The following is a 16791-nucleotide window of genomic DNA, read 5'->3' as shown; positions in this document are numbered from 1 at the left end:
CGGGTCAGTCCAGCGTGCCGTGCGTGAGACGACCGCCGAGCAGGGTCGCTGACACCGGCATCGAGCGCATCGTCTCGTCGTCGACGCTCAGCGGATCCGCCTCGACGACGACGAGGTCGGCGACCGAACCGGTCGTCACGGCCGAGCGCCCGCCGGTCGACGCCGCGAGGGCCGCCGAGGCGACGATGCGCTGCTCGGGGTGCCAGGGATCGCGGCCGTCGCGCGACCGCGAGACGGCCGCGGCCATCGTCACCCACGGGTCGAGCGGGGCGACCGGGGCGTCCGAGCCGAGCCGCAGCGCGACCCCGGCCGCCAGCAGGGTCTCGAGGGCGAAGGCCCGATCCGTCCGGCCGGCCCAGAGCAGGTCGGCGACGTCCCGGTCGTCCATCGCGTGCTCGGGCTGCATGCTCGCCACGACCCCCAGTCGTGAGAAGCGATCGACGTCGGCCGCGTCGACCAGCTGGGCGTGCTCGATCCCCCCGCCGCAGCCGACCTCCTCGAACGCGTCGAGGGCCATGGCGTTGGCCGCATCGCCGATCGCGTGGACCGCGGGGACGAGACCCGCCGAGGAGGCGCGGCGCAGCCAGTCGACGAGCTCGCGCGTCGTGTAGGCGGCCACCCCCCGATGGGCGGGCTCGCCGCCGACCGCCGGATACGGGTCGTGGCACCAGGCGGTGCGCGTGTTCAGCGAGCCGTCGGTGATGATCTTGAACGGCCCCATGGTGACGAGACCGTCGGTCCCCTCGATCGGATCGCCCGTCCGGAGGCCCCGGTCGACGACGCGATGGAGGTCGGCCGGGTAGACCCCGGCCGCGATCCGCAGGCTCCGCGCGCCACCTTTCACCCGCCGGACCCATCGGTCGAGCGAGTACGACATCTCGAGGTCGACGACCCCCACGACGCCGCGGCTCGCGGCCGCCGCTGCGGCGTCGGCGACCCAGCCGTCGAGCAGGTCGTCGTCGACGGCGCTCACCCGGACGCTCACGTCGAACGCCGCCTGCTCGCGCAGCAGGCCGGTCTCGTGGCCCGCGTGTCCGTACCGGGCGAGGGCCGCCGAGTCGAGCCAGGCCGCGTGGAGATCGTTGCTCACCAGCACGACGGGGACGTCCCCGCTGACCGAGTCGAGCACGCCGCGGGTCGGCGCGTCGGGCCAGAGGGCGTCCTGGAAGCCGTAGCCGACCAGGGTCTCGCCGGCCGCCGGCGGGTCGACGCGCAGTCGTTCGCCGACGAGGGAGGCCGCCTGGGCGGCCGACGCCGCACCCGAGAGATCGAGGCGACGTCGGGCCAGGGCCCACTGGTCCATGTGCACATGGGAGTCCCACAGCCCCGGCGCGAGCCAGCGCCCGTCGAGCTCGACGACCTCGGCCCCCCGCCCCGGCGTGATGCCGCGCGCGATCGACGACACCTCGCCCGACTCCACGAGCACGTCGGTCGGGGAGCCGTCGCCGCCGACGAGGCGGGCGCCCCTCAGGAGCAGACTCCGCGCCTCCTCGGTTCCCGGAGGGGTCATCGGTCCCGCACCCGGCGCATCTCGGCGGCCAGGGACGGCTGGGCGTAGTGCTCGCCGTGCTCGAGCTCGTCGATGATGCGGTCGACGACCTCCGGCGGTTTGTTCTGACTGAGTTTGAGCCGCGCGTCGAACCGGGTCACCCGGAGGCGGATGCCCACCGTGCCCTTCGCGACGCGCCGCGAGCCGGCCTCGTCGAGGGTGAGCGTCGACGGTTCGGGCATCACCTGCTCGAAGTGGTCGACGAGCTCGCCGAGCACTCGGAAGTTCTCGTCGTCGGAGAGGATCTCGGGCGTGCCCCAGAGATGGGCCGTCACGTGGTTCCAGGTCGGGATGATCTGCTCGGCCGGGTACCAGCCCGGCGAGACGTAGCCATGGGGCCCTTGGATGATGACCAGGACCTCGTGCTCGCCCAGCTCGTGCGACCGCTCGTCGGGGCGGCCGACATGGCTGACGAGGACGATCGCGTCGGGATCGTCGCCGGGCTCGAGCACGACGGGGTAGTGCGACGCGACGATGCCCTCGCCCGTGTGCGACACGATCGTCGCCCACGGGTTCTCGCGGATCAGCCGCCTGACCTCGTCGACGTCGGAGAGCACGAACCCTGGTGTGTGGCGCATGCGCTCAAGTCTGGTCGGTCGGGCACCAGTAGAGCTTCCGACCCGCGGCCATCTCCATGACGATGTTCGTGCCGCAGACCCGGCAGGGCAGTCCCTCGCGGTGATAGACCCAGTGCCGGTCGGCGCGGCTGCGGAGGGCCTTGGCGTGCTGCGCCTTCGTCAGACCGTCCATGGTCATCATCTGCCCCAGCTCGACGCCGCTCTTCAGGAGCTTCGTCCAGTCCTTGTAGAGGGCACGCAGGACCTCCTCGGGCACCTGGACACCCGGCGTGTGCGGGTCAAGTCTCGCCCGGAACAGCAGTTCGGCCCGGTAGATGTTCCCGATGCCGCTGACGACGCTCTGGTCCATGAGCAGCAGCCCGATCGGGGTGCGCTTCCTGCCGGCCACCGCGACGAAGCGGTCGGCGCCCTTCCTGGGCGAGTCGACCAGGGGGTCGGGGCCGAGCTTCGCGATCGCGAGATCGACGCCGGCCGCGTCGAGCACCTCGCACTTCGTGGGGCCGCGCAGGTCTCCGACGGCCGTGTCGGTCAGCAGACGCACGCGGACCTGTCCGACGGGCTCGGGCGGGAACGACTCGATGTCGTCCTCCGCCTTCTCCTGCTCGGCCATCCGGACCCGACTCGTGCGCGGCGCCCCGATGCTCGACATCGAGTGCTCGCCGTCGTCGTCGGGCGCGTTCTCAGCGCGCCGCGTCGCGGCCCGCCGACGACGCGACTCGGCCATCGAGTGACCCGTGGCGATCTCCCCCGCGAAGTCCCACGCGCCGTAGAGCCCCAGGTGGACGTGCAGCCAGAGCCCGTTGTCGAACTCGAGGAACATCTGCTTGCCGACGGCCTTGGCGTCGATCATCGTGGCGCCGTCGAGCTTCTCGGCGCCCGCGGCGAAGCGCCCCTGCGGCGAGCTCACCGCGGCTCGATGACCGACGAAGCTCTGCTCGAACTGATTCGCGATGCGATGGACGGAATGACCCTCGGGCACGATGCTCCCTCTCTCGGGGTGGATCCCGGCGACGGGGCCGGGACGACGAAGCGGCGGGACCCCGATCGGGGTGCCCGCCGCAGTCGACGTTACGTCGTCAGTCGACCGGGTGCCCGGCGATGGCCCCGGTGGTCTCGTACTCGCCCACCTGGGCGATGCGGCGGACGTGGCGCTCGTCGTGCGTGAAGGGCTCCGACACGAACGAGTCGATGAAGGCGAGCGCCTCGGCCTCGGTGTGCTGGCGCGCTCCGATGGCGATGACGTTGGCGTCGTTGTGCTGACGCGCCAGCTTGGCCGTCGAGTCGTTCCAGACCAGCGCGGCCCGGACGCCCTCGACCTTGTTCGCGGCGATCTGCTCGCCGTTGCCCGATCCGCCGAACACGACCCCGAGGGCCTCGTGGCCGGCGCGCTGGTCGCGGACGACCGCCCGGGCCGCCGCGATGCAGAACGACGGGTAGTCGTCGAGCGGCTCGTACGAGGCGGGGCCGTGGTCGGTCACATCGTGGCCCGCGTCGGTCAGGTGCTGGATGACGGTCTGGCTGAACTCGAGGCCGGCGTGATCGGTCGCCACGTGGATGCGCATGGTGATCATCTTAGAACCGGGGGCGCGCGGTGCCGACGACCCGCACCTCCTCGGCTCCGGGTCGCGGAGGCGCGGGTCGTCAGTCGAAGATCGGCCCGACCGTGCGTGTGCGCTTGATCTCGAAGAAGCCGGGATACGAGGCCACGGCGACGACGCCGTCCCAGAGGCGGGCGGCCTCGTCGCCCGTCGGCGCCGGCGAGATGACCGGCCCGAAGAAGGCGGTGCCGTTCACGGCGATCACGGGCGTGCCGACGTCCTGTCCGACGCGCTCGATGCCGTCGAAGTGGCTCGCGCGCATCTGCTCGTCGTACTCGTCGGAGTCGGCGTACCGGGCGAGGTCGGCCGGCAGACCGACCTCGGCGAGCGCCGCCGGGATCACGTTGTCGGCGTCGGTCTCCCCGCCGGCGTGGATGCGCGTGCCGAGGGCGTCGTAGAGCGGCTTGACGTGCGACTGACCGTGCAGCTCGCCGACCGCCGTGACGAGGCGCGTGTAGCGCAGCATGCGCGCGAAGTTGGCGCGGTACTCGTCGCTCACGTCGTTGTCCTCGTTCAGGACGGCGAGGCTCATGATGTGGAAGGTCACGTCGAGGTCGCGGTGGGCGCTGACCTCGTCGATCCACCGGCTGGTCATCCAGGCCCAGGGGCACGACGGGTCGAACCAGAAGTCGACGGCGGTTCGGGGGGCGGGGGCGACGGTGTCGGTCATCGCCCCAGTCAACACCCCGCGCCACGACGGCCGGTCTAGGCTCTCAGCGGACCACGAGTCCCCTCACTACCTACACGGATGGAGCAAGCGTGCCCGGAGAGAACCTCACCCGCGTCGAAGCGCAAGAGCGCAGGAGCATCGTCGACGTCCGGTCGTACGAGATCGACCTCGACCTGACCCGCGGCGACGAGGTGTTCGGCAGCTCGACCACCGTGCGCTTCACCGCCACCCCGGGCGCCTCGACGTTCATCGACGCCCTGACCCGCACCGTGCACTCGGTCGTCCTGAACGGCACGGCGCTCGACGCCTCGGCCGTCTCGGACGGCGTGCGCATCCAGCTCGACGACCTGGCCGCCGACAACGTGCTCGAGGTCGTCGCCGACGCCGAGTACACGAACACGGGCGAGGGCCTCCACCGCTTCGTCGACCCGGTCGACGGCGAGGTGTACCTCTACTCGCAGTTCGAGGTGCCCGACAGCCGCCGCGTCTTCGCGGTGTTCGAGCAGCCCGATCTCAAGGCGACGTTCCAGTTCACCGTCACGGCACCCGCCCGCTGGCAGGTCGTCAGCAACCAGACGACGCCCGAGCCCGTCGTCGACGGCGAGAACGGCACCTGGACCTTCGCGCCGACCCCGGTGCTCTCGAGCTACATCACCGCGATCATCGCCGGCCCCTACGACGTGGTGCGCAGCGATCTCACCAGCGCCGACGGCCGCACGATCCCCCTGGGCATCTTCACCCGGCGCTCGCTCACCGAGTACCTCGACGCCGACTACATCTTCGAGAAGACCCGTCAGGGCTTCGCGTACTACGAGGAGAAGTTCCAGTACGCGTACCCGTTCGAGAAGTACGACCAGCTCTTCGTGCCCGAGTTCAACGCGGGCGCGATGGAGAACGCGGGGGCCGTGACCTTCGTCGAGACCTACGTGTTCCGCAGCAAGGTGACCGACGCGATCAAGGAGCGACGCGTCGTCACGATCCTGCACGAGCTCGCCCACATGTGGTTCGGCGACCTCGTCACCATGAAGTGGTGGAACGACCTCTGGCTGAACGAGTCGTTCGCCGAGTGGGCCTCCACCATCTCGACGGCCGAGGCCACCGAATGGACCGAGGCCTGGACGACGTTCCAGGCGATGGAGAAGAGCTGGGCCTACCGCCAGGACCAGCTGCCGTCGACCCACCCCGTCGTGGCGACGATCAACGACCTGGAGGACGTCCAGGTCAACTTCGACGGCATCACCTACGCCAAGGGCGGGTCGGTTCTGAAGCAGCTCGTCGCGTGGGTCGGCATCGACGCCTTCTACGCCGGCGTCGCCGCGTACTTCCAGAAGCACCACCACTCGAACACCGAGCTGAGCGACCTCCTCGTCGAGCTCGAGGCCACCTCGGGCCGCGAGCTGACCAGCTGGTCGGAGCTGTGGCTCGAGACGGCGGGCGTCAACACCCTCCGCCCCGAGCTCGAGGTCGACGCCGACGGCGTCATCACCTCGTTCGCCGTGCTGCAGGAGGCCCCCGTCGACTACCCGACGATCCGCCCGCACCGCCTCGCGATCGGCCTCTACGCCCGCCGGGGCGAGAAGCTCGTCCGCACGGACCGCGTCGAGATCGACGTCGACGGCCCGCGCACCGAGGTGCCCGAGCTCGTGGGTCTGTCGCGGGGCGATCTCGTCCTGATCAACGACGACGATCTCGCCTACGCGAAGATCCGTCTCGACGAGGCCTCGCTCGAGACCGCTCTCGCGCACCTCTCCGAGATCGCCGACCCCCTGGCCCGCGCCCTCGTCTGGGGCTCCGTCTGGGACGCCACGCGCGACGCCGAGACCCGCGCCTCGGACTACGTTCGCCTCGTCCTCGACAACATCGCCACCGAGACCGAGTCGACGACGATCCGCACGACGCTGTCGCAGCTGCTGCAGGCGGCCCGCACCTACGTGGCCCCGTCGCGCCGCGCCTCCACCATCACCGCGGTCGGCGACGGCCTGTGGGCCCTGGCGCAGGGCGCCGAGGCCGGCTCGGACGCCCAGTTCCAGTTCGTCACGTTCTTCGCGGCCATCGCGTCGACCGAGACCCACCGGGAGGCGCTGGCCGGTCTGATCGATGGATCGACCACCCTCGAGGGCCTCACCGTCGACACCGACCTCCGCTGGCAGCTGCTCGAGGGCCTCGTGCTCGTCGGAGGCGCCGGCGAGGCCGAGATCGACGCGGCCCTGGCGGCCGACAACACGGCGAACGGGGCCCAGGCCGCAGCCCGCGCCCGGGCGACCATCGCGACGACCGAGGGCAAGCAGGCCGCCTTCGCCTCGATCGTCGACAGCGCCGAGCAGCCGAACGCGATCGTGCGCGCGACGACCCTCGGGTTCCAGCACGCGAACGACCCGGCGGTCCTGCAGCCGCTCGTCGAGCGGTACTTCGCCTCGTTGACCGGCATCTGGGAGTCGCGCAGCTACCACATCGCCGACACGCTCGTCTCGGGGCTCTACCCGGCCGGGCTCGCCGATCAGGCCCTCGTCGACGCGTCGTACGCGTGGCTCGAGGCCAACCCGGAGGTCCCTGCGCTCCGTCGCATCGTGAGCGAGAGCGTCTCGGGCGTCGAGCGGGCGCTGCGCGCACAGGAGACCGACGCGCGGTAACCCCTCGCACCTCGCCCGCTCGCCCGGGCGAGCGACTCGGACGGCGGATCCCTCACAGGGTCCGCCGTCCTCGCGTTCAGCCTCCGTCGAGTCGGGCTTGCGTGGGCGTGCTTGACTTGTCGCTCATATGGACCTCCTCCTCCTCGCGCAGACACCCGCCGCCACGCCCGCCTCGTTCGACTGGGACGCCTTCTGGCAGATGTGGGGTGTGCCCATCCGCATCGCGGGGATCCTGCTCGTGGCCGTGCTCCTCCGGGTGGGGCTGCACTTCACGATCCGACGCGTCGTCGATCAGGTGGTCAACGGGATCAAGCGCAAGCAGAACGTCGACGACACGCAGGCGCTGATGGCCTCGCCCCTCCAGGCCGTGCGGGTGGTCCAGCGCACCCGCACCCTGGGCAGCGTCCTCAACAACGTGGTGACGGTCGTCATCGCCGCGGTCGCGCTCGTGCTGATCATGGGCGAGCTCGACTTCAACGTCGTCGCGATCGTCAGCGCGGCGGGCGTCGTCGGGGCAGGCCTCGCCTTCGGTGCTCAGAACATCGTCAAGGACATGCTGAACGGCATCTTCATGGTCGCGGAAGACCAGCTGGGCGTCGGCGACGTGGTCGACGTCGGCCCCGCCGCGGGCGTCGTCGAGGCCGTCGGCATCCGGGTGACGCAGATCCGCGACGTCAACGGCGTGCTGTGGTTCGTCCGCAACGGCGAGATCCTCCGGGTGGGCAACATGTCGCAGGGCTGGAGCCGCGTCGTCATCGATCTCGCCGTGCCGTACTCGGCCGACGTCGACGAGGTGCAGGACGCCATGCAGAGGACCGCCGACGAGCTCGCCGCCATCCCCAAGTGGCGACGCGCGATCATGGATCAGCCCGAGGTCTGGGGTCTGCAGTCCGTCGCCGACGAGCACGTGGTCATCCGGATCGTGGTCAAGACCCGATCCTCCGACCGGGACACGGTCGACCGCGAGCTGCGGGCGCGACTGAAGAAGACCACCGACGCGATGGACATCGTCCTGCCGTCGCTCACGAGCGTCGTGCTGACCGGCTTCGACAGCGCCTTCTCCGTGCAGGGCGCCCGTGCCCCGCGCACCTCGCCGACACCGCACATCCCGAAGGGCAAGCGCAAGTGACCGGATCCCCTCTCACCCCCTCGTCGTCCGGCCCGAACGGCGGGGCCGGTCTGCCCGTCGGCCCGCCGAGCCCGGGAGGCGCGGGTCAGCCCGTCACCCTCCGCGCAGGCCTCGGGCAGGACGCCGCGCAGGGCAACTTCTGGCAGCAGATCGGCGGACGTCCGACCTTCGAGCGTCTCGTGCGCCGGTTCTACGAGGGGGTCCGCGAGGACGAGCTCCTCTGGCCCATGTACCCGGAGTCCGATCTCGAAGGGGCGATCCAGCGTCTGACCGGGTTCCTCGAGCAGTACTGGGGCGGACCGACGACCTACAGCCAGGAACGCGGACACCCTCGTCTCCGCATGCGGCACGCCCCGTTCACCGTCACGCCCGAGGCACGCGACCGCTGGCTGCTGCACATGCGGACGGCCGTCGACGAGCTGACGCTCTCGCCGTTGGACGACGCCACGCTCTGGGCCTACCTCGAGCGCGCCGCCCATGCCATGGTCAACGCGCCCTCCGCCTGAGGAGACGCCTCGACCGAGGGCGTCAGCCCCCGAGCAGGGAGGCGCGGCGCTTGACGAGCACGTGGCCCCGGCTGGTCGTCAGTCGCGTCCACGGGCCGGTCTCGAACAGCGCCACCCCGTCGCCCTCGACGAGGAACCCCAGGCTGAGACCGGCGAACGCGGCCCCGGCGGGGAGATGCTCGTAACCCGGGACGGAGCGCGACCAGACCTCCGATCGCACGCGGTGGACGATCTGCTCGCCCGCGTTCTCCGGCAGTGCGGCCGCGATCTCGTCGATGCCGGAGGTCGCCGTGGCGCGGAGGGTCGCCTCGTCGGCACCCGGCAGCGCGGACCAGCCGCCGCGCGGAGGCGAGATGGCCGCCCAGGTCACGGTGTTCACCTGCACCGGCAGCGAGACCGTCACGGGCGCGGTGGGGTCGACGACCTCGTTCTGGAGGCGCACGAGGCGTTCGGTCAGGGAGCGCACGGGCACGACGGCGTCGAAGACGGGCGCGTCGTCGAGCTGGAAGGTGCGGAGACCGAGCACGGTGGGGCTCTCGTCGAGCAGACCGAGGGGGTAGAACACGGCGGCGTAGACGGCGAGGACGCCGGAGCCGGCGATGAGCCGGACGGAGCCGTCTTCGACCCGGCCCGCCCGCCCGAGATAGGTCGCGAGATCGCTGAGGGAAAGGGAGTCGGGGAGGGTGAATGTCGTGCTCATCGGCCCCCTAAACTACATCGGATGACCGACGATCCGCTGCAGAGCCTGCTCGCCACCCTCGACCTCGCCCCCGCGGGCAACGTCGGCGGTCAAGACGTCTTCACCGGCACCTCGCAGTGGGAGCCCCTCGGCCGCGTCTTCGGCGGTCAGGTCATGGCGCAGTCGCTGGTCGCCGCTCAGCGCACCATCGGCGATGAGCGGGCCGTCCACTCTCTGCACGCGTACTTCCTGCGCCCGGGCGACCTGAGCATCCCGATCACCTTCACGGTCGATCGGATCCACGACGGTCGGTCGTTCGCCACCCGACGCACGCAGGCGTCGCAGGACGGCGTGCCGATCCTGTCGATGATCGCGTCGTTCCAGACCCTCGACGACGGCCTCGACCACCAGATCGACATGCCGTCGGATCTGCCCGGTCCGGACGACGTCCCGAGCGACGCCGAACTGCTGTCCGCCGTCGACCACCCGGTGGCGCGGGCCTGGGCGGACCGGCCGTTCGACATGCGACATGTGCCCTCGCCCGTCTACTTCTCGATCGACGGCGCGCGCGTCGCTCATCAGGCCGTCTGGATGCGGGCGACGTCGCCGTTGCCGGACGACCTCGATCTGCACCGGGCCGCTCTGCTCTATGCGAGCGACTACACCCTGCTCGAGACGATCTACCGGCGCCACGGCGTGCCGATGATCACGCCGGGGCTCAAGGCGGCGAGCCTCGATCACGCGATGTGGTGGCACCGACCCGGGCGCGCGGACGAGTGGATGCTCTACGTGCAGGAGAGCCCGAACGCCACGGGCGGACGTGGCCTGGCCCTCGGTCGGATCTACGACGTCTCGGGTCGGCTGCTGGCCAGCGTCGCCCAGGAGGGCATGATCCGGGTGCCGCGCGCCTGATCCCGTCGACCGCGCGGCCCTGGGGTCGGCCGCTGCGCTAACGCCGCGGGGCCGAACCCGTCGGATCGTCGGCGCCGTGGGGTCACGGGCGCCGGAAGACCAGCGGCGGCTCGATGTAGGGCTGCCAGGCGGCCCGTTCGACGTCGGAGATCCGCCGCGGCCGCCCGGTGGCCGCCTCGACCAGGACGATCGTGGTCGCCGCCTTCGTGAAGAGCTGCGCCGGTTCGGCACCGACGGGCGACCGGACCTCGTAGCAGATCTCGAGACTCGCGCCGCCGAGTCGGCCGACCCAGATCTGGATGTCGAGGGGCGCGCGCAGGTACGGGATCGGCAGGAGGTACTCGAGCTCCTGCCGGGCGATCAGCGTCATGGTGTCGGCGCCGGGGCTGCCGTCGAGCACGGCCGCCGTCGAGGTCTCGCCGGCGGACCCGCCGGCGGACCAGAACGCGTCGATGCGCGCCTCCTCGAGGAGGCGCAGCATCGACGCGTTGTTCACGTGCCGGTACCCGTCGAGGTCGCTCCAGCGGACCCGGGTCGGAACGTGCAGGCGGGTCATGTCAGTCGCGCGTCAGCTTGCGGTACGTCGCCGAGCTGGGCTTGGCGGCGTCGGCGCCGAGACGCTCGACCTTGTTCTCTTCGTAGGCCTCGAAGTTCCCCTCGAACCAGTACCAGTTCGGGGTGCCGTCGTCGTTCAGGCCCTCCCACGAGAGGATGTGCGTGGCGATCCGGTCGAGGAACCACCGGTCGTGGGTGATGACCACGGCGCAGCCGGGGAACTCGAGGAGCGCGTTCTCGAGGCTGCCCAGGGTCTCGACGTCGAGGTCGTTGGTGGGCTCGTCGAGCAGCAGCAGGTTGCCGCCCTGCTTCAGCGTGAGCGCGAGGTTGAGTCGGTTTCGCTCACCACCCGACAGCACGCCGGCCTTCTTCTGCTGGTCCGGCCCCTTGAATCCGAACTGCGAGACGTAGGCCCGCGAGGGGATCTCCGTCTTGCCCACCTGGATGTAGTCGTGCCCCTCGGAGACGACCTCCCAGAGGTTCTTGTTCGGATCGATGCCGCCGCGGCTCTGATCGACGTACGAGATGTCGACCGTCTCGCCGACCTTGAGCTCGCCGCCGTCGAGGGGCTCGAGACCGACGACCGTCTTGAACAGAGTCGTCTTGCCGACGCCGTTGGGGCCGATCACGCCCACGATGCCGTTGCGAGGCAACGTGAACGAGAGGTCGTTGATCAGCACGCGGTCGCCGAACGACTTGTGGAGCTTCGTCGCGTCGATGACCTGCGAGCCGAGACGCGGCCCGACGGGGATCACGATCTCCTCGAAGTCGAGGGTGCGCGTGCGCTCGGCCTCGTTCGCCATCTCCTCGTAGCGGGCGAGACGGGCCTTCGACTTCGCCTGGCGGCCCTTCGCGTTGCTGCGGACCCATTCGAGCTCGGAGGCGAGGCGCTTGGCGAGCTTGGCGTCCTTCTTGCCCTGGACCTGCAGGCGCTCGCCCTTCTTCTCGAGGTAGGTCGAGTAGTTGCCCTCGTACGGGTAGAGGCGACCGCGGTCGACCTCGGCGATCCACTCGGCGACGTGGTCGAGGAAGTACCGGTCGTGGGTCACGGCGAGCACGGCGCCGGGGTACTTGCTGAGGTGCTGCTCGAGCCAGAGCACGCTCTCGGCGTCGAGGTGGTTGGTGGGCTCGTCGAGGAGGAGCAGGTCGGGCTTCTGGAGCAGCAGCTTGCAGAGCGCGACGCGGCGCTTCTCACCGCCGGAGAGGTTCGCCACCTCGGCGTCACCGGGCGGCGTGCGGAGGGCCGACATGGCCTGCTCCAGCTGCGAGTCGAGATCCCACGCGTCGGCGGCGTCGATGTCCTCCTGCAGGGTGCCCATCTCGGCCAGCAGCGCGTCGAAGTCGGCGTCCGGCTCGGCCATCGCGGCCGAGACCTCGTTGAACCGGTCGAGCTTCTGCTTGATCGGGCCGACGCCCTCCTGGACGTTCTCGAGGACGGTCTTCGTCTCGTCGAGCTCGGGCTCCTGCATCAGGATGCCGACCGTGTAGCCGGGGCTGAGCTTCGCCTCGCCGTTGCTGGGGGTGTCGAGCCCCGCCATGATCTTGAGGATCGTCGACTTGCCGGCGCCGTTGGGCCCCACCACGCCGATCTTGGCGCCCGGGATGAACGACATCGTGACGTCGTCGAGGATCAGCTTGTCGCCGACCGCCTTGCGGGCGCGCACCATCGAGTAAATGTATTCGGCCATGGGATCCAGTCTATCGGGCGGGGCGCAGCGCCCCGGTGGGTGGAAGCGGAGAGGGGCGCGGCGCCGGAGAGGCGACGCGCCGGGTCACCAGTCGATCGTGCGGGTGGTGCCGATGAGGCACGCGCCGGTGCCGAGCACCGGGGCGACCTGACTCGCGTAACCCGTGGCGCCTGCCTGCCCGATGAGGCAGTCCGAGCCCCGCAGCACCGAGAACTGGATCGAGTCGGCCTCGCGCCCGATGGACGTCGTGTCGCTCGTCACCTGCATGGCCGTCTTGTCGAAGCCGGCCGCGACGAGGTTGTCCACGAGCGATCGACCGTCGGTCGCGCCGCCGCCGTCGAGGTGCTCGCGGTTGACCCGGTCGAAGTAGGCGAGGACCTCGTCGATCGAGGCGTCCGCCGCCGGCGTCGTCGGAGCCGCGGCGTCGGCGGACGGCGTCGGCGGGACGCTGGGCTGCACCGTGCCCGGCCCCGAGGTGCACCCAGCGGTGCCGAGCGCCAGGAGGAACAGCGCTCCGAGAGACGGGGCGAGGCGCGAGCGGATCACGGCGGGCCTTCCTCTGATCGGGCGGCGACGGACCCTGACGGAGCCGATGTCGATTCTAGGGGCCGTTCAGAACGGCGTCTCGACCCCGACGAGGTCCCGCCCCGGAGCGCCCGGGGTCGAAGCGGATGGCGCGCTGGACTCGTCGGGCCCGAGGGGTGCCACCGACCAGCCGACCGGGTCGGCGGGCGTCGGCGAGTCGACCCGCGCCTCCTCGGCGTCGGACTGCGTCGGCACGGCCCCGTCGCCCGATCGTGCGGCACGACCGTCGACGTCGCCGGTCGACTCGGCGTCACCGGCCCGCTCGTGCTCGTGGGTCGACGCGGATGCGGAGGCCGACGAGCGGATGAACGTCGAACGGCCCCATCTGAGGTCGTGCCCCAGCGCGTCGGCGTCGATCTCGACCGTGGTGCCGGATCGGTCGCCGTTCTGCCAGGGGCGCACCCGGAGACGGCCCGTCACGAGGACCCGATCGCCCTTCTTGACGCTGGCCGCGACGTTGCCCGCGATCGCCCGGAAGGCCGTGACGGTGTACCAGTTGGTCTCGCCGTCGGACCAGGTGTCGGTCGTGCGGTCGTACCGGCGGATGGTGCTCGCGAGCCGGAAGCTGGCGATGTCGAGCCCGGCCTCGGTGGTGACGGTGCGGGGATCGGTGGCGATGGTTCCCGTGAGGGTGATGGTGTCGGTCATGGGGCGAGTCTGGTGAGCACCCGCCCGCCGGTCGAGCCGCACCGCGCCTCGCTGTGGATGGCGCGAGCGACGGCTCGACCGGGGAGGGATGACGGGTCGCGAGCGGGTCAGTGCTCGCGGAACTCCGGGTACTCGGCCCCCGGGCCGAGCGCGGCGAAGAGCGCGCTCTTCGCGACCGCGAGCGTGGGGAAGACAGCCGAGCCGTCCGTCTCGCGAGACGGCAGTCGGACCGTGAAGCCCTCCGATGTCCGGTGGATCGATCCGACCGTCCCCGAGGGGCCGACGGCCACCCAGGTCTGTCGTGTCGTGGTCTGGTCGCTCATCGTCGAGCACCTCTCTCTTCTGTCGCCGTGCGCGGCTGCGCTGCGGCGGGAGATGCCGAGACGGCCGTCGATCACAGGGCCCCGATCTCCCTGAGCGGCAATGTACTCTCCGGCTCACGAGGCCGACCGGGAGGCGACCGCCGCGGCCTAGGGTGTTGCCATGAGATCACCCTTCACCCCCTACGTCGCCGACGACGCACGGTACTCGAAGCTCGACTACGTCCGCACCGGCCGCAGCGGCCTCAAGCTCCCCCGCATCTCGCTCGGCCTCTGGAACAACTTCGGCACCGACCGCGCGCTCGAGACGCAGCGCGACATCGTCCTCCGCGCCTTCGACCGCGGCGTCACGCACTTCGACCTCGCGAACAACTACGGACCTCCTTACGGCTCGGCCGAGGAGCAGTTCGGTCGCATCGTCGCGGCGAACCTCCGGCCGTATCGCGACGAGCTGGTCATCTCGTCGAAGGCCGGGTACGACATGCGTCCGGGGCCCTACGGCGACGGCGGCTCGCGCAAGTACCTGCTCTCGTCGCTCGACGCGAGCCTCGACCGCATGGGACTCGACTACGTCGACGTCTTCTACTCGCACCGCCCCGACCCCGAGACCCCCATCGACGAGACCATGGGCGCGCTCGCCACGGCCGTCCGCCAGGGCAAGGCGCTCTACGCCGGCATCTCGAACTACTCGGCCGAGCAGACCGTCGCCGCGGCCGACGCCCTCGCCGCCGAGGGCGTGCCGCTGCTGATCCACCAGCCGCGCTACAACATGTTCGACCGCAAGCCCGAGAACGACCTCTTCGACACCCTGCTCGACCGGGGCGTCGGATCGATCGTCTTCTCGCCCCTGGCGGGCGGGCTGCTCACCGACCGCTACCTGTCGGGCAGCGCACCCGCGGGCTCGCGGATGGCCGAGGGCCGGTGGTTCACGGAGGACGCGCTGAGCGAGACCTACCTCGAACGGGTCAGAGGACTGAACGGCATCGCGGAGGCGCGGGGCCAGTCGCTCGCGCAGCTCGCCCTCACGTGGGTGCTGCGACAGCCGGCCGTGACGAGCGCGCTGATCGGCGCGTCGTCGGTCGCCCAGCTCGACGACAGCCTCGACGCGCTGAACGGCACCTCCCTGACCGACGACGAGCTGACGGCGATCGACCCCCTCGCCGTCGACGGCACGGGACGCTGATCACGGGGGCCTGAGGCTGGACGGCGACGGCCGCGGTCGACCACCGGGATGTCGGTGGTCGGCCGTAGCGTCGGAGATGTTCTCGACAGCATCGGCCGGATGACCTCAGGAGCACTCCATGACCACCACCCTGCACTCCCCCGCACGACCCGTCGACACGGCGGGTCGGCACACGCACGACGAACCCCGTCTGCAGCTCGACGAGACCCGAGGCGGTCTGCGCCTCGTGCAGGTTCGCGACGATCTCGCCCGGGTCACCCGTCCCGGCGGCGAGGTGCTCGGATACGTCGAGCGATTCGCCGACCCCCAGGGCGACAAGTACCGAGCCAGGCGATTCATCGCGCGGCAACGGCGCTTCGTCGACATCGGCGAGTTCTGGAGCCGCAGCGACGCGACCGACTGCTTCCGCTTCGCCTGAGCGGACGGGGCGGGCGATCGGCGGCAAGGGCCTGTCGCACCCCGGACCCCGACCGCCGCCGAGATAGTGTGCGCCCCATGCAGTGGTGGAACAGTCTCGTGGAATGGATCTCGTCAGACGACGGATGGCGGATCGTGTCGGGGGCGATCATCCCCTTCGTCGCGATCATCGTGGCCGGCGTCATCGCGGCTCTGATCGGCCGGTCGGCCATCAAGCAGTCGATCGCCCGGCAGAACGACGCCGCCAAGGCGGCCGCTGTCTCCGGAATCGTGACGGCAGCGCGCAAGGCTGCGATCTGGAATTCGCTCGGCACGGAGGAACGCGAGTACTCGGACCACCTCGCGCACGAGAGCGAGGTCCGGTTGCGCCTCCTCCCCGTGAGCGGTGCGCGGAGCGCGGCCAGCTGGGCCGAGCACGAGCTTGCCGAGATCAAGCGCCATTCGGCGACCTTCAGCTTCCAGGCGGAGCAGTCGCTGGCGGACTTCCGCGACCGCATGGTCGAGTGGCAGGCCAAGCCGAAGCGGGCGAAGAAGCTGTTCCGCTACGACCTCGAGCGCTGGCGGTACGAAGACGTCGATGCCGACAAGACCGAGGGTCCACGCGATCATTCCGACGCTGACCGTCAGGCGGGTCGCCCGTCGTCGGCCCCCGAGCCGGCTCGGATGCCGACGCCCGCACCGCTCGTCCCCGCCGATCGCGCGCCTGCGGCCGGCCCCGAGTCGATCACGGTGCCGCCGGCGGCCGCCGCGTTCGCAAGGCCGCCGGTGGTGTCGGAGCCGCGCCCCGTCGTCGCCCCGGTCGCCGCCGACCTCGACGACGCACCTCAGCGCGACGCCTCGACGGCCCCCACCGTCGGAGCCGAGTCCGGGCAGCCCGAGAAACCCGACGCGTCGACCGCTGTGCAGACCGACACCGAGACGGATCTCGACCCCGACGAGGCCCGCTTCGGCGAACCGGTCAGCGCGCAGCAGGTGCGACGCCGCACGAGCCCCGACCCCCACGACGACTGAGAAGTCCGGTGAGAACGCCCCGAGCCCGCAGATGCGGCTCGGGGCGTTCGTCGTCTAGGGAGACCTGAGTCGTGGTGCCCCCGGCAGGAATCGAACCTGCGACCAAGAGATGAGAAGCACCGCGAGAGCCATG

The 16791-nt window shown here is 70.8% G+C and carries 18 protein-coding genes; 7 read left to right on the top strand and 11 right to left on the bottom strand.

What is annotated here, in order from left to right:
- Nucleotides 1–4 precede the first annotated feature (4 nt).
- The 5 genes from ASF17_RS01970 to ASF17_RS01950 form a co-directional block, all read right to left on the bottom strand.
- Nucleotides 5–1510 (bottom strand): amidohydrolase, encoded by a 1506-nt coding sequence (locus ASF17_RS01970; RefSeq protein ID WP_055794693.1) that lies wholly within the window; start codon nt 1508–1510, stop codon nt 5–7.
- Nucleotides 1507–2127 (bottom strand): FMN-binding negative transcriptional regulator, encoded by a 621-nt coding sequence (locus ASF17_RS01965; protein WP_055794691.1) that lies wholly within the window; start codon nt 2125–2127, stop codon nt 1507–1509. The genes ASF17_RS01970 and ASF17_RS01965 overlap by 4 nt, the downstream gene beginning before the upstream one ends.
- Before the next feature lie 4 nt (nt 2128–2131).
- A complete protein-coding gene (locus tag ASF17_RS01960) occupies nt 2132–3106 on the bottom strand; it encodes an Fpg/Nei family DNA glycosylase (protein WP_055794689.1) in 975 nt (324 codons plus the stop codon).
- Between the two features lie 97 nt (nt 3107–3203).
- Nucleotides 3204–3689, bottom strand: coding sequence for a ribose-5-phosphate isomerase (locus tag ASF17_RS01955; RefSeq protein WP_055795553.1), 486 nt, complete (start codon nt 3687–3689; stop codon nt 3204–3206).
- A 79-nt stretch (nt 3690–3768) separates the two neighbouring features.
- Nucleotides 3769–4395, bottom strand: coding sequence for a mycothiol-dependent nitroreductase Rv2466c family protein (locus ASF17_RS01950; RefSeq protein ID WP_055794687.1), 627 nt, complete (start codon nt 4393–4395; stop codon nt 3769–3771).
- An 89-nt stretch (nt 4396–4484) separates the two neighbouring features.
- Here ASF17_RS01950 and pepN point away from each other — a divergent pair, with 89 nt between their 5' ends.
- From pepN to ASF17_RS01935, 3 genes are all read left to right on the top strand, one after another.
- Entirely contained in the window at nt 4485–7025 is a 2541-nt protein-coding gene (pepN, locus tag ASF17_RS01945; protein WP_055794685.1) for an aminopeptidase N, read from the top strand.
- A gap of 127 nt (nt 7026–7152) precedes the next feature.
- The gene (locus ASF17_RS01940; protein ID WP_055794683.1) at nt 7153–8154 is read left to right on the top strand and encodes a mechanosensitive ion channel family protein; all 1002 of its coding nucleotides are present in this window, start codon (nt 7153–7155) and stop codon (nt 8152–8154) included.
- A gap of 50 nt (nt 8155–8204) precedes the next feature.
- On the top strand, nt 8205–8660 hold the full coding sequence (locus tag ASF17_RS01935) for a globin (protein ID WP_082475038.1): 456 nt from the start codon (nt 8205–8207) through the stop codon (nt 8658–8660).
- 22 nt (nt 8661–8682) lie between these two features.
- Here the strand turns inward: ASF17_RS01935 and ASF17_RS01930 are convergent, their stop codons facing one another.
- Complete coding sequence (locus tag ASF17_RS01930; RefSeq protein ID WP_055794682.1) at nt 8683–9360, bottom strand: hypothetical protein; 678 nt, start codon at nt 9358–9360, stop codon at nt 8683–8685.
- Nucleotides 9361–9381: 21 nt separating this feature from the next.
- Here ASF17_RS01930 and ASF17_RS01925 point away from each other — a divergent pair, with 21 nt between their 5' ends.
- On the top strand, nt 9382–10251 hold the full coding sequence (locus ASF17_RS01925) for an acyl-CoA thioesterase (RefSeq protein WP_055794681.1): 870 nt from the start codon (nt 9382–9384) through the stop codon (nt 10249–10251).
- Between the two features lie 82 nt (nt 10252–10333).
- On the opposite strand, the gene ASF17_RS01920 is transcribed toward ASF17_RS01925, so the two are convergent.
- The 5 genes from ASF17_RS01920 to ASF17_RS01900 all read right to left on the bottom strand — a co-directional run bounded on the left by ASF17_RS01920 (nt 10334) and on the right by ASF17_RS01900 (nt 14050).
- Nucleotides 10334–10807 carry an acyl-CoA thioesterase gene (locus ASF17_RS01920; protein ID WP_055794679.1) on the bottom strand — a complete coding sequence of 158 codons (474 nt, stop codon included), beginning with the start codon at nt 10805–10807 and terminating at the stop codon, nt 10334–10336.
- Between the two features lies 1 nt (nt 10808).
- On the bottom strand, nt 10809–12494 hold the full coding sequence (gene ettA, locus ASF17_RS01915) for an energy-dependent translational throttle protein EttA (RefSeq protein WP_055794677.1): 1686 nt from the start codon (nt 12492–12494) through the stop codon (nt 10809–10811).
- An 84-nt stretch (nt 12495–12578) separates the two neighbouring features.
- A complete protein-coding gene (locus tag ASF17_RS01910; protein WP_055794674.1) occupies nt 12579–13040 on the bottom strand; it encodes a DUF6993 domain-containing protein in 462 nt (153 codons plus the stop codon).
- Between the two features lie 66 nt (nt 13041–13106).
- Nucleotides 13107–13727 (bottom strand): single-stranded DNA-binding protein, encoded by a 621-nt coding sequence (gene ssb / locus ASF17_RS01905; protein WP_082474971.1) that lies wholly within the window; start codon nt 13725–13727, stop codon nt 13107–13109.
- 107 nt (nt 13728–13834) lie between these two features.
- The gene (locus ASF17_RS01900) at nt 13835–14050 is read right to left on the bottom strand and encodes a hypothetical protein (RefSeq protein WP_055794672.1); all 216 of its coding nucleotides are present in this window, start codon (nt 14048–14050) and stop codon (nt 13835–13837) included.
- Nucleotides 14051–14210: 160 nt separating this feature from the next.
- Here ASF17_RS01900 and ASF17_RS01895 point away from each other — a divergent pair, with 160 nt between their 5' ends.
- The 3 genes from ASF17_RS01895 (at nt 14211) to ASF17_RS01885 (ending at nt 16658) form a co-directional block, all read left to right on the top strand.
- Entirely contained in the window at nt 14211–15230 is a 1020-nt protein-coding gene (locus ASF17_RS01895; RefSeq protein WP_055794669.1) for an aldo/keto reductase, read from the top strand.
- A gap of 118 nt (nt 15231–15348) precedes the next feature.
- The gene (locus ASF17_RS01890; RefSeq protein ID WP_235476304.1) at nt 15349–15648 is read left to right on the top strand and encodes a hypothetical protein; all 300 of its coding nucleotides are present in this window, start codon (nt 15349–15351) and stop codon (nt 15646–15648) included.
- A 77-nt stretch (nt 15649–15725) separates the two neighbouring features.
- The gene (locus ASF17_RS01885; RefSeq protein ID WP_055794667.1) at nt 15726–16658 is read left to right on the top strand and encodes a hypothetical protein; all 933 of its coding nucleotides are present in this window, start codon (nt 15726–15728) and stop codon (nt 16656–16658) included.
- Nucleotides 16659–16791 lie beyond the last annotated feature (133 nt).

This window comes from Frigoribacterium sp. Leaf263, assembly GCF_001422285.1.
Taxonomy (GTDB): domain Bacteria; phylum Actinomycetota; class Actinomycetes; order Actinomycetales; family Microbacteriaceae; genus Frigoribacterium.
This window is presented reverse-complemented; position numbering and strand designations above follow the sequence as displayed.